We start from the raw sequence: 13,132 nt of genomic DNA on the forward strand, positions 1-13,132 counted from the left end.
CGTCATGTCACGTCCTGTCCACCCCTCCTCTCTCGCCTGCACGCCCCCGAACCGCTAGGATGCCGCCGACTGATAGGGAGAAGCCCCATGACCTGTGCCTATGATTTCAGCCTTCCCGGCCTGTCCGGCGACACGATCGACCTCTCGGCCTATCGCGGACGACCGCTGCTGATCGTCAACACGGCATCAAAATGCGGCTTCACTCCCCAGTACGAAGACCTCCAGCACCTCTGGTCCCGCTATGGCCGCGACTACCCCGAAGGCCTGATGATCATCGGCGTGCCGTCAAACGATTTCGGCCAGCAGGAACCCGGCTCGTCGGAAGACATCAAGAATTTCTGCCACCGCAATTACGGCGTGAGCTTCCCCATGACCGCACGCCAGCATGTGCGCGGCCCCGAAACCACTCCGCTGTTCCGCTGGCTGGACAAACAGGGTGGCTTCCTCGCCCGCCCGCGCTGGAATTTCTACAAATACCTGACCGACCGCGACGGCAATCTGGCCAACTGGTTCACGCCCCTGGCCAAGCCCGCCTCAAACCGCGTCGAGGAAGCCGTCCGCAAGGTCCTGCTGGATCACTGACCCCTGAGCCGCCCCGCAAGCGCGGCTTCGATCAGCGCAATATTCCGCAGATCGGCCTTGAAAACCGTATCAAACAGATCCCCCGCCAGCGGTACGAGACCCACCACGGCCTCGATCGCCACATTGCCCAGCATCCGCTGCACGGTCTGGCGATCAACACCCATCCGGCGCCCTTCCCAGACAATATAAAGCGACAGCGCCGTCCCGATCAGCGCCCCGCCCCCCGGCAGAAGCCCGAGCAGCGTGTCCAGCCCCGCCCGCAGCCGCAGACCCGGAATCCGCGCGGCAGAGTTCAGAAGCCAGGCCAGACGCCGGATCCGATCCAGCCTCAGACGAAGCTCGGCGACACTCACAGGCGGCGAAATCGTTGAAAAATCGGTCATGGCACCCCCTATCACGCAACATCGACAGGGAAGTTCGTCTTTTTTCCTTGAACAACCGTATCGAAAGCCGCCACAGTTCAAGTCAGAAATGTGACAGGAGACATTTATGAAGGACTCACCCCTCCGCCCGATCCTGCCCCTTCTGGTTGTCGCCGCCCTCGGCGCACTGACCCCGGCCGTGGCCCATCACGTCACGACCTTCCTCGGCCTGTCCGGCATCTTCTGGGCCAGCGCCATGCTGATGCTTGAAGTCACGCTGCTCTGCATCGGCCTTGCCGCGATCCGCCCCACGATCCAGCAGCCCGCCAGAGCCGAAACGCCCCTGCACAACCGCGAAACGGTTCTGCGCTGAAGCCCATCCGTCACAGTGCGCTTTTCCTGTAACGGAGGATATGTCGCGGCGCTGAATGATCGGCTAGGATCGGGAAATGCTTCGCAATTTCCTGACAGTCGGCAGCTGGACCATGCTTTCGCGTGTCCTCGGCCTCGTTCGTGACCAGCTTCTCGCCGCGTTCCTTGGTGCCGGCCCCGTTCAGGATGCCTACCTGATCGCGCTTCGGCTGCCCAACATGTTCCGGCGCCTCTTCGGCGAAGGCGCGTTCAACGCCGCCTTCGTTCCGATGTTCACCGAACGCTACGAAACAAAGGGCCACCAGTCCGCCCTGCGCTTCGCGGGACAGGCCCTGTCCGGACTGATGCTCTGGCTCGCTTTGCTGACCATCCTGGCTGAAATCTTCATGCCGCTGGTCGTGAGTTTCATCGGCTCGGGCCTCACCGGCACCCGTTTCGAAACCGCGGTGCACCTGTCGCGAATCACGTTCCCCTACATGCTGCTGATCTGCGGCGCAGCGCTCGTCTCCGGCGTGCTGAACGGCCTCGGCAAGTTCACCGCAGCGGCCGCCGCCTATGTCACCTTCAACATCATCGGCATCGCCGCCATCCTCCTCGGCGCACTGGTCTGGCACAATACCGCCGTCGTCAGTGCCTGGGGCGTGACGCTCTCTGGCGTCGTCCAGCTCGGCGCCCTGTACTGGGCCGCCCGACGCGCCGGCATGGCTCCTCACCTGACATGGCCCAGCCTGTCGCCCGACATGCGCGCCCTCCTGCGCCGCATGGGCCCCGGCCTCGTCGGCTCCGGCGTCACCCAGATCAACCTGACCGTCGACACCATCATTGCCACGCACCTACCCGTCGGCACACCCTCGATCCTGTATTTCGCCGACCGCATCAACCAGCTCCCGCTTGGCGTGCTGGGCTCGGCGGCGGGCACGGCGCTGCTGCCACTCCTGACGCGCCACATCGCCAATAACGACCGCGCTGCCGTCCATTCGAGCCTCAACCGCGCCATCGACTACACGCTGCTCCTGACGCTCCCCGCCATGATCGGCATGATCGTTTTGGCCTCCCCCATCATGGCCGCCCTGTTCGGCTACGGCCATTTCACCGTCAGCGACGCCATCCTCTCCGGACAATGCCTTCAGGCCTACGCGCTCGGCCTGCCCGCCTTTGTCCTCATCAAGGTCCTCTCCCCGGCCTTCTTCGCGGAAGGCGACACCGTCACCCCCGTCCGCATCGGCTTCTTCACACTGGCGCTGAACCTCGTCCTCAACCTTCTGCTCTATCGCCCGCTCGGCCATATCGGCCCGCCGCTGGCCAGCACGATCGCCGCTTTCGTCAACTGCACACTGCTCGCCGTCATCCTGCACCGACGCGGCCTCTTCATCGCAGACCCGCTCCTGAAAGGCCGCGCCCTGCGCATTGCCGGTGCCGGCATCATGATGGCCCTGTGGGTCGCGGCCGCCGAAAAGCTCGTTGCCCCCGGCCTGCCCGCCTGGCACGGCGTGTGGCGTCTGGGCATGCTCACGGCGCTGATAATCTTCGGCGTGCTCGTCTACGCCGTGATGCTCGACGCCCTGAAAGTGGTGCGCCTGCGTGACGCCACCGTGGCTTTCCAGTCACGCCTGAACCGCCGACGCGCCCGCTGACCCCATCCCGCCGGTTCACACACCGGCGGAGAGACGTTATTTTCCCATCCCCTTCCCGAAATGACAGCCCGGAGACCGGACCCATCGGCACCTTCATGCCCCTGCCTACCGCCGAAAACGCCAGCCCCGCGATGGCCCAGTGGTTCGACCTCAAACACCAGGAACCAGACGCCCTCCTGTTCTTCCGCATGGGCGATTTCTACGAACTGTTCTTCTCCGATGCGCAGGCCGCCGCCATGGCGCTGGATATCGCACTCACCGCCCGCGGCACCCATCAGGGCGAGCCGATCCCCATGTGCGGCGTCCCCGTCGCGGCCGCCCCGGCCTATCTGTCACGCCTGATCCGCCGCGGCTTCCGCGTCGCCGTCGCCGAACAGACACAGGCCCCGCCGAAAAAAGGCGAAAAGCCCCAGAAAGGCCCGCTCGCCCGCGCCATTGTCCGCGTCGTCACCCCCGGCACCCTGACCGAAGACGAACTGCTCGAAGCCGGGCGCGCCAACCTGCTCCTCGCCATCGCCCGCAGTCCGGAAAAGCGCGCAAAGATGATAGGTGCGGCGTGGATCGACATCTCCACGGGCGCCTTTGAAACCGCCTCGGTCCCCGAAAGCGCCCTGCCCGAACTGATGGCCCGGCTCGACGCCGCCGAGATCCTGTCCGAACCCGACCTGATCCCGCCGGATTACGCCTCCCGACTGGCCCCCGTCGCCGTCCCCCCCACGCTCGACAGCGCCCGCACCCTGGTCGCCCGCGCCTATGGCGTCGCCCAGATTGACGCCCTCGGAGACTTCCCGCCCGAACAGGCCATCGCCTGCACCATGGCCCTGAACTACGTCCAGCGCAGTCAGGCCGGAGCACTCCCGCGCCTCTCCCGCCCCATCCCGCAGGGCACGGATGGCGTCCTTGGCATCGACCCCGCCACCCGAGCCAGCCTCGATATTCTCCGCACCCGCGACGGCGAGACGAAACACAGCCTCCTCGGCGCCGTCACCCGCACTGCCACGGCCGCAGGCTCCCGCCTGCTTGCCCAGTGGCTCGCCTCCCCCCTGACCGACGCCACCGCAATCACGGACCGCCAGAACGGCTGGCTCTGGCTGCAATCCATTCCCGGCCTGTCCGGCGCTCTCGGCGACATCCTGCGCCGCACGCCAGACCCCGCCCGCGCCTTGGGCCGCATCTCCGCCGGACGCGGCCAGCCGCGCGATCTCGCCGCCATCCGCGACACGCTGATCGCCGCCAACGACATCACCGCCCTGTTCCAGCCCGCCTGCGACCCCAACACGCCCACGCTGATCCGCACCCTCACCGCAGGCCTCTACGGCCGCGCCGACACCCTGCTGGAGCAGCTTCAGGCCGCCGTCGCCGAAACCCTGCCCGCCCGCATTGAAGACGGCGACTTCATCGCCCCCGGCTACAACGCCGAGCTGGACCGCTATCGCGGCCTGCGTGACGAAAGCCGCCGCATCATCGCCGCCATGCAGGGCGAGCTGTCCGAAAAATTCGGCGTCTCAAACCTGAAGATCAAACACCACGCGCAGCTCGGCTACGTGATCGAAGTCCCGTCCGCCGCCGGCACGAAACTGCGCGACAATCCGGAACTGTCCTTCCGTCAGGGCACGGCCAGCCTCGCCCGCTTCTCAACGGAAGAACTCGCCGGTCTGGACCGCGCCATCCTCGAAGCCGCCGACAAGGCGTCTGCACTGGAACGCCGCATCTTCGCCGAGCTCTGCGCCCGCATCCTGCAAACCCCGGCCCTCGATGAAGTCGCGGAGTTCCTGGCCCTCGCCGACGTCCTGCGCTCCTGCGGCCTGCTCGCCGAAGGCGGCTCATGGTGCCGCCCCACCGTCACGGACAGCACCGAGTTCAATCTCGTCGCCTGCCGACATCCCGTCGTCGAAGCCGCACTGGCCGAGTCGGGAAGCGCGGACGCCCGTTTCATCCCCAATGACTGCGCCCTGCCGCCCGAACACCGCGCCATGCTGCTCACCGGCCCGAACATGGCGGGCAAATCCACCTTCCTGCGCCAGACCGCCCTGGCCGTCATCCTCGCGCAGGCCGGCCTGCCCGTTCCGGCGAAATCCGCACAGATCGGCGTGGTAGACCGCCTGTTCTCCCGCGTCGGCGGCGCGGACGACCTCGCCCGCGGCCGCTCAACCTTCATGGTCGAAATGACCGAGACGGCGGCGATTCTCAATCAGGCCGGCCCCAAGTCCCTCGTCGTCGTGGACGAGATCGGCCGCGGCACCGCAACCCTCGACGGATTGTCCATCGCCTGGGCAACGCTGGAAGCCCTGCACACCCAGCTCGGCTCGCGGACAATCTTTGCAACACATTTCCATGAGCTCGGTGCCCTGACCGAATTCCTCCCCCGCCTCGCCCCCTACACGATGGCCGTAAAAGAGTGGCGCGGCGAGGTGATCTTCCAGCACGAGGTCCGCCCCGGTGCGGCCCGCAAAAGCTGGGGCCTGCATGTCGCAAAACTGGCGGGAATTCCCCAATCCGTCGTCAATCGCGCCAGCCGCCTCCTCACGCAGTTCGAGCGCGAACAGGCCGATTCCCGCTCCTCGCTGCCCCTTTTCGAAGCCGTGGCAGAGCCGGAAATCCCCCCCGCGCCCGAGCCCGCAGCGCCCCCCATTCCCACCCCGCTGGAAGACGCCATCAGGGCCCTGAACCCCGATGATCTCTCTCCCCGGGACGCGCTGGATGCGCTATACGAACTGAAACGCCTCGCCTCAGGAAACGGCACTTGAAAGAAACCTCTTTCTGGGGCGAAACTCCCTCTCTTTCCTTCGCTGACGATACGGATAAGCCCCTGTCTGACCGAACCGCCTCCCCCCCGTGCGACCCGGCCTCCTCCCTGCAGACCGCTCTCGATACGGCTGCGGCACAGGGGCAGACGACCCGCGAGAACGTCCTCTCGATCCTACGGCGGCATCTCGGCAGCGGTAACGCCACTGTCCGTCGCGAGTTCGAAAAGCGCAGGATGTCGGGAATCGACGCCGCCCGCGCCCTCGCCCGCCAGGCCGACGACATGGTTTGCGCGCTGGCCGAACTCGCCGCACAGAAACACGAATCCCCCGGCGAAACCCTCTGCCTCTGCGCCACCGGCGGCTACGGCGCGGGACTTCTCGCCCCCTTCAGCGACATCGACATCCTCTTCCTGATCCCCGGTGACCCGACCCCGGCCATGACCGCCCGGATCGAGTTCATCCTCTATGCCCTGTGGGATCTCGGCCTGCGCGTCGGCCACGCCACCCGCTCCATCGCCGAATGCGTCCGCGACGCCGACAGTGACCTCACCATCCGCACGGCTCTGCTGGACCTGCGTTTCCTTCACGGCGAGCGCGGCCTCGCCCGCGACCTGCGCTGCGCCCTCGGCGCCGATCTGCAGAACGACCGGCTCTGCGAATTCGTCATGGGCAAGATCGCCGAACGCGAACAGCGCCACCGCCGCTTCGGCGACAACCCCTACATGGTCGAGCCCAACATCAAGGAAGGCCGCGGCGGCCTGCGCGACCTGCAAACCCTGAACTGGATGGGCCGTGCCGCCCTGGGCTGCGCCGTCTCCACTCCGGATCGCAGCGGCCAGCCCGCCGAAGCCCCGCAAACCCCGTCCTTCGCCTCCTTCGGCCTGCTGACAGACCGCGAATCCCTGCGCGCCCGCCGCTCATGGGATTTCCTGTGGACCGTCCGCCTGCACCTGCACTACATCACCGGCCGCGCCGAGGAGCGCCTGACCTTCGACGTCCAGCCCGTCATCGGCGGCCGCATGGGCTACGCAACGCACGGTCGCCAGCGCGGCGTCGAGCGCTTCATGCGGCACTATTTCCTCACCGCCCGCGACGTAATGCGCCTCACCAGCGTGCTGCAACCCGTCGTGCTGATGCATCTTCAGGACCAGACCACGGGCGAGCCACCCAAGGTCGTCCCCGGCCCCGAAGAATTCCAGACCATCGCCGGCCGCATCTGCCCCATCGAGCCCGTCACCTTTGCAGCCCAGCCTCGCGAAATGTTCCGCCTGCTCGATTGCGGCCGCCGCCACGACCTGCCCCTGCATCCCATCGCGATGCAGCAGATCATCCGCAACGAACGCCACGCCGTCACCCTGCGCGACGATCCCGAAACCGCAAAAATCTTTCTGGACCTGCTCTGTGAGCCCAGCGCGGACGAAACCAAAGCCGTCCCCTTCTGGCTCCCGATCCTGAACGAGACCGGCCTGCTGGGCCGCCTCCTGCCGGACTGGTCCCGCGTCGTCGGGCAGATGCAGTTCGACAGCTACCATATCTATACGGTCGACGAGCATATCGTCGAAGCCGTGCGCATGATGGGCCAGATCGAAGCGGGGCGCATGGCGGACGAGATCCCCCTGGCCTACACGCTGGCCAGCGACCTGCGCTCCCGCCGCGCGCTCTACGTCGCCGTCCTGCTCCACGACATCGGCAAGGGACGCGGCGGCGACCATTCCGAAATCGGCGCCGATCTTGCACTCACGATCTGCCCGCAGCTCGGCCTCGACCCCGAGGAAACCGACACCGTCTCCTGGCTGGTCCTGCACCATCTCCTGCTGTCCCAGACTGCTTTCACCCGCGACATCGACGATCCCCGAACGATCCTCGATCTCGCCGATACCATCCAGTCCCCCGAACGCCTGCGCCTCCTCCTTCTCCTGACCATCGCCGACATGCGCGCCGTCAGTCCGAAGGTCTGGAACGCCTGGAAAGCCACCCTCCTGCGCGAGCTCTTCTCCCGCGTCGCCGAGGTGCTGGAAGGCGGACTGGCCGCCACCGAACGCGACAGCCGCGTCAATCACGCCCGCGAATTGGCCCGCGACGGCCTCACCGGCATCCTGCCCGAAAGCAGCATCGACCGCTTTCTGGACCTTGGCTATCCGAGCTACTGGCTCGGCTTCGACACCGACACCCAGATGCGCCACGCCCGCATGGTCCACGACTCAGACCGCTACCGCTCCCCGGTCACGGTCGAGGCCTATCCCATCCCCGAACGCGGCGTCACCGAACTCACCGTCCTCTGCGCCGATCATCCGGGTCTGTTCTCCCAGATCGCAGGCGCCCTCGCCGTGTCAGGCGCCTCCATCGTGGACGCCCGCATCCACACACTCAGCGACGGCATGGCGCTCGACACCTTCTGGGTGCAGGACGGAGAAGGCTGCTCCTTCGAGGAACCGCATCAGCTCGGCCGCCTGAACCATCTCGTGGAACAGGCTCTTTCGGGCCGTCTCGACATCCGCAAAGGCATCGAGGACGCCAGCCATCACAGCACCTCACGCCGGATGCGCGCGATCCACGTCCCACCCCGCGTCGTCATCGACAACACCGCTTCGGACCGTCACACCGTCATCGAAGTCAACGGCCGCGACCGTCCCGGACTGCTGCACGACGTCACCTCCGCACTCAGCAGCGCGTCACTCCAGATTTCCTCGGCCCATATCACGACCTACGGCATGCGCGCCGTGGACGTGTTCTATGTCCGGGACCTGCTGGGCATGAAGATTACCGATCCGGTCCGCCTCGCCCGCCTGCGCGAAACCCTGCTCGCCTCCCTCACAAGTGCTCCGGTCACCACACCCGCAAGCTAAGCGCCTCCGCAACATCCCGCAGCACGGCCTCCCATCCCGCGGCAACCGCCGCGCCGGAGGGCGGCCGGAACTGCCGGACATCCCCGTACCAGTCCACATCCTTCCACCGCCAGTCGCCCCCCTCACGGTTAAGCAGCCATAACGGCCGCCCCAGCGCGCCCGCGACATGCGCCACCAGCGTATCCACGCTGATCACCAGCGCACACCGCTCCACTTCCCGCGCCAGATCCACAGGCGTCTCAAGCGGAACCTGCTCCATCCAGTCCGGCACATCGCCGCGCTGAAGTGCCACAAACCGCACATCGGACACCTGCCGCAACGCGTCCAGACACTCCACCGGAACCGACCGCCGGCGATCAAACCGATAGGACGGATTCCCCAACCAGCAGACCCCGATCCGCCCCGCCTCGACCCGCTCCGGCACCGTCAGATAAGGCCGAACAGACGGTACATCCTCCATCCCAAGCACCGCCGGCAGACTCAGCAGACTGACCTCAGCCGCCACCGGCCCGTCCGCTGGCAGGATCCGCCCCTGATCCAGCTCCGGCATCAAATCCGCCAGCGCAGCAGCCCTGAACCTCAGCCGCAACGGTCTCCGCTTGGCCGCTTCCGTCAGAAACCGCAGAAACTGCACCTCATCGCCCAGCCCCTGCTCGCCCACAACGGCCACAGGCTCCTCTCCCGCCGAACCATCCCAGTGTGGAACATCCGAAACCAGACGCAGCAGCGACCGGCGACTTTCAAAATCCCGCCACCCTTCCGCAAACCGCCCCTGCCCCAGCAGAATGGTCGCCCGGTTGAAGCGCGCCCGATCCGCCTCCTCTCCGCTCTCGCGCATCATGATCGCCCCGAAAAGCGCCTCGGCCTCTTCCAGCCGCCCGATTTCCATCAGCACCGTCCCCAGACTGTTGGCGATCCGCCCATCCGAAGGCCGGAGTTGCAGCGCTTCCCGCAACGTCTCACAGGCCGCGCGAAGATCGCCCAGCGCCATCTCCACCAGCCCCAGACTGTTGAGCGTCTCCGCAGTCCGCGCCCCCCGCTCACAGGCCTGCGACAGAACAGTCGCCGCTTCGTCGAATGCATTGCAGGCAAATAACGCCGCCCCCAGATTGGCCAGCGCGCCCCCATCCTGCGGCCTGCGATTCACGACTTTCCGGAACTGTCCGACGGCCTGCCCGGACAACCCGTCCTCAAGAAACAGTCCTCCAAGCCGCGTTCTCACGAAACTGTCATCTGCTGAAAGAGCCGCCGCTTTTTCCAGCGCCGCACGCGCCTCGTCCCGACATCCCAGCCTTTCAAAAGCCTCGCCCAGAGCCGCATGCGCACGCGGATCGGAAGGCTGCAGAATCACCGCTACATTCAGCGCCGCACGCCCCGCTTCGGCATGTCCCTGAGCTATAAGCGCAAGCCCCAGCGTGATATGCATCCGGGCCTTCCGATCAGGAGAAATGCCGCTTTTCTGCAAGGCGCGCCCGACCAGCGCGATGGCCGTGGCATCCTGTCCACGGGCCCGCGCCAGACAGGCCATCCCATGCAGAGCATCCGGCTGTCCCGGCTGCCCGGCCAGAATAGCCCGGAACCCGGCCTCCGCCCCCGCAAGATCCCCGGCACTGAAACAGGCAAAGGCGGGCTCGGTGGGGTCATATGAAAACAGAGGTCTCATCAACTCTTCGTGCTCCAAAATTCCCGGAAAATCCACCTAGACATGCGTTAACGAAGTTTTCACAGTTCTTTGGTCAAAATGACAAATCCAAGTCAGTGTCAGAGGTTTTGAGACGATGCATCTTGAACAGAGAACCGGCCCGGTTCCGGGTCTGGTGTACGCGACTGTCCGACAGGGAATGACGACCCGTACGTTCCCCATCGAAGTCCGGCGCACTGCTTCGGATCACTACATTTCCCGCATGCCAGATAACCGCTGGTCAATCGAATGTCTGACCATCGAAGCCGCTCTTCTCATGCACGCCGCCGTTCTTTTCCCGGTAGAGCACGAACTCTCGCCCTGGCTCTCAAATCCACGCCCCGCACCTCTTGCCGTCGATCACATTCCAGGCCCCATCAAAAGCCCGATTGCTGACGGCCAGGAACTCCCAATGAGTGTTCCATCCAAAACCGAAGTGGACTCCTGACCTCACTTCTGACTTGCCAAACACGACTGGCAGGGCAATGTCAGAGGCATGAAAACCCGTCTCCTGCACGTCGCCGCCGCTACCGGCCTTGCGGCACTGGCCGTCATGGCCACCCCCGCCAGAGCGGATCATCCCTGGCAGGACGCTCCCGTTCAGGCGTCCATCACAGCAGACGCAACGCTCCCGGGCCTACAGCCCACAACGCTGCTCGCCGCCGAAAACGGGACCTATCTGGCCCTCGATACCAACGGACATCCCGTCCGGATCGACGCCACCAATACGGTCTCCCCCCTTCCCGGCCCCAGTCAGCCCACGGACCGCCTGGTCGCGCTGACCCGGTCCGGTACCGATCTCTGGGGCCTGGCAACCGGCGTACAGCCCGCCCTTATCCGGATGTCGCAGGACGGATCGGTCCAGTCCCGCATTCCCCTGAGCGGCGCCACGGTCCAGGGCAGCAACCTGGTCGCCCTTCAGGTCCACGATACCCACGCCTATCTAGCCGATGAAGGCAAACCCGCCCTCGTCGTGGCAAACCTCCAGACCGGCAAGGCCACCCGCTTCCTGCCCTACGACATGTCCCTCACCGGCCGTCACCCCCTCCTGCGCAACAACCAGCCGCGCATGGGACCGGACGGCGACCCCATGGCCGGCGGCAATGTGCGCTTCCTCATGCTGGATGCGAAAGGCCAGTGGCTCTTCTACCAGCCCGCCTGCGGCCCCATGTCCCGCATCGAAACCGCCCTGCTGACCGATACGACCTTCACCGCCGTCGAACAGCTCGACGGCATCACCGAGTGGCGGACAACCCCCAGCCTCGGCGGCGCGACCCTAACCCCGGATGACACCTTCTACCTGTCCGACATCACGATCGGCAGCATCCTGAAATTCGGCAGCGACCGCATCCCGCTACGGATCCTCCGTGACCAGCGCCTCTTCGATGCAGGCGCCCCCGCCGTCTCAGACAGCCACCAGATGGCCGTTCTGGCCACGGAAGATGGCACAACCCACATTCTTCGCATCGCCTTGCCCTGACAGGACGTGATATAAATTCCCCCATGCGCTACCGATCGACCCGCGGCGAGCTGACCGCCGACGCCCCGAACTTCTCTGACATCCTTCTCGCAGGCCTTGCGGGAGATGGCGGTCTCTACATGCCGGAGAGCTGGCCCAAGATCAGCCCGCAGACCCTGCGCGAGTGGCGCACGCTCTCCTATCCGGACCTCGCCGCCGAAGTCATTGCCCTCTTCACCGAAGGCGCGATCGACGTCGACACCCTGCGCGACATGACCCGTGACGCCTATGCGGATTTTGATCACGCCGCCGTCGTCCCGCTGGTCGAGGTCGAGCAGGATCTGTACTCCCTCGAACTGTTCCACGGCCCGACGCTCGCCTTCAAGGACATGGCGATGCAGATGCTCGGCCGCCTGTTCGACCACGTCCTGACCCAGCGCAACCGCCACGTCACGATCGTCGGCGCGACCTCCGGCGACACCGGCTCAGCCGCCATCGAGGCCTGCCGCGGCCGCGAACGCCTCTCCGTCGTCATCCTGCACCCCAAGGGCCGTACGTCTGACGTCCAGCGCCGTCAGATGACGACCGTTCAGGACGACAATATCCTCAACATTGCCGTCGAAGGCGATTTCGACACCTGTCAGGATCTGGTCAAGGCGATGTTCGCAGACCACACCTTCCGTGACGAAGTCTCGCTCTCAGCCGTCAATTCGATCAACTGGGCGCGCATCGCCGCCCAGATCCCGTATTACGTCCGCGCAGCCCTCGCTCTGGGCGCCCCGGACCGCGAAGTCTCCTTCTCGGTCCCGACCGGCAATTTCGGTAACGTCCTCGCCGCCTGGGCCGCAAAACAGATGGGCCTGCCCATCAAGAAGCTCTGCATCGGCTCCAACCGCAACGACATCCTCACCCGTTTCGTCATCGACAACGACATGAGCGTGCGCACGGTCGAGCCCAGCCTGTCGCCTTCGATGGACATTCAGGTTTCGTCCAACTTCGAGCGCCTACTGTTCGAACTGCTGGACCGCAACTCCACCCGCTGCGCCGCCATCATGCGCGAGTTCCGCGAGACCGGCCGCATGGCCGTCCCGCACGACGCCTGGACCCGCATGAAAGAGGTGTTCGAGGGCATGACCCTCACCGATGAACAGACCAGCGAAGCCATGCGCCTGTTCTATAACGAGAGCCTCTATCTCGCGGACCCGCACAGCGCGATCGGCCTCGCCGTCGGCAAGCGTTTCCAGGAACCCGGCATCCCCATGGTCGCGGCCGCTACGGCCCACCCGGCCAAGTTCCCGGACGCCGTCATCGCCGCCACCGGTATCCACCCCAAACTCCCGCCGCACCTGTCCGACCTGTTCGAGCGCACCGAGCGCTACGAGTGCATGGACAGCCAGATTGCCGGCCTTCAGGACGCCGTCCGCGCCCATATCAAGCGCGGCTGATCGT

General features: G+C 65.8%; 10 protein-coding genes. 8 read left to right on the plus strand and 2 right to left on the minus strand.

The window, feature by feature from the left end; all coding sequences use genetic code 11:
• Positions 1 to 87 precede the first annotated feature (87 nt).
• Complete coding sequence (locus tag GOX01_RS03675) at positions 88 to 582, plus strand: glutathione peroxidase (RefSeq protein WP_011253396.1); 495 nt, start codon at positions 88 to 90, stop codon at positions 580 to 582.
• Here GOX01_RS03675 and GOX01_RS03680 read toward each other — a convergent pair.
• The gene (locus tag GOX01_RS03680; protein ID WP_011253395.1) at positions 576 to 965 is read right to left on the minus strand and encodes a DUF4112 domain-containing protein; all 390 of its coding nucleotides are present in this window, start codon (positions 963 to 965) and stop codon (positions 576 to 578) included. The genes GOX01_RS03675 and GOX01_RS03680 overlap by 7 nt on opposite strands.
• Positions 966 to 1,071: 106 nt before the next feature.
• Here GOX01_RS03680 and GOX01_RS03685 point away from each other — a divergent pair, with 106 nt between their 5' ends.
• The 4 genes from GOX01_RS03685 to GOX01_RS03700 all read left to right on the plus strand — a co-directional run bounded on the left by GOX01_RS03685 (position 1,072) and on the right by GOX01_RS03700 (position 8,543).
• Positions 1,072 to 1,317 carry a hypothetical protein gene (locus GOX01_RS03685; RefSeq protein WP_011253394.1) on the plus strand — a complete coding sequence of 82 codons (246 nt, stop codon included), beginning with the start codon at positions 1,072 to 1,074 and terminating at the stop codon, positions 1,315 to 1,317.
• Between the two features lie 76 nt (positions 1,318 to 1,393).
• Positions 1,394 to 2,950 (plus strand): murein biosynthesis integral membrane protein MurJ, encoded by a 1,557-nt coding sequence (murJ, locus tag GOX01_RS03690; protein WP_011253393.1) that lies wholly within the window; start codon positions 1,394 to 1,396, stop codon positions 2,948 to 2,950.
• 95 nt (positions 2,951 to 3,045) lie between these two features.
• Positions 3,046 to 5,697 carry a DNA mismatch repair protein MutS gene (mutS, locus tag GOX01_RS03695; protein WP_011253392.1) on the plus strand — a complete coding sequence of 884 codons (2,652 nt, stop codon included), beginning with the start codon at positions 3,046 to 3,048 and terminating at the stop codon, positions 5,695 to 5,697.
• Positions 5,694 to 8,543 carry a [protein-PII] uridylyltransferase gene (locus GOX01_RS03700; RefSeq protein ID WP_011253391.1) on the plus strand — a complete coding sequence of 950 codons (2,850 nt, stop codon included), beginning with the start codon at positions 5,694 to 5,696 and terminating at the stop codon, positions 8,541 to 8,543. The genes mutS and GOX01_RS03700 overlap by 4 nt, the downstream gene beginning before the upstream one ends.
• Here GOX01_RS03700 and GOX01_RS03705 read toward each other — a convergent pair.
• The gene (locus GOX01_RS03705) at positions 8,524 to 10,206 is read right to left on the minus strand and encodes a tetratricopeptide repeat protein (protein ID WP_062269279.1); all 1,683 of its coding nucleotides are present in this window, start codon (positions 10,204 to 10,206) and stop codon (positions 8,524 to 8,526) included. The two genes, GOX01_RS03700 and GOX01_RS03705, sit on opposite strands and share 20 nt — an antisense overlap.
• A 178-nt stretch (positions 10,207 to 10,384) precedes the next feature.
• On the opposite strand from GOX01_RS03705, the gene GOX01_RS03710 reads away from it, so the two are divergent.
• Genes GOX01_RS03710 through thrC form a run of 3 tightly spaced genes read left to right on the plus strand, consistent with a single transcriptional unit; the run spans position 10,385 to position 13,128 of the window.
• The gene (locus GOX01_RS03710; protein WP_228119192.1) at positions 10,385 to 10,672 is read left to right on the plus strand and encodes a hypothetical protein; all 288 of its coding nucleotides are present in this window, start codon (positions 10,385 to 10,387) and stop codon (positions 10,670 to 10,672) included.
• 48 nt (positions 10,673 to 10,720) lie between these two features.
• Complete coding sequence (locus tag GOX01_RS03715) at positions 10,721 to 11,704, plus strand: hypothetical protein (RefSeq protein ID WP_062269277.1); 984 nt, start codon at positions 10,721 to 10,723, stop codon at positions 11,702 to 11,704.
• Between the two features lie 23 nt (positions 11,705 to 11,727).
• Complete coding sequence (gene thrC, locus GOX01_RS03720; RefSeq protein ID WP_062269275.1) at positions 11,728 to 13,128, plus strand: threonine synthase; 1,401 nt, start codon at positions 11,728 to 11,730, stop codon at positions 13,126 to 13,128.
• Positions 13,129 to 13,132: the final 4 nt, after the last annotated feature.

Source organism: Gluconobacter oxydans, from assembly GCF_006539685.1.
GTDB lineage: Bacteria > Pseudomonadota > Alphaproteobacteria > Acetobacterales > Acetobacteraceae > Gluconobacter > Gluconobacter oxydans.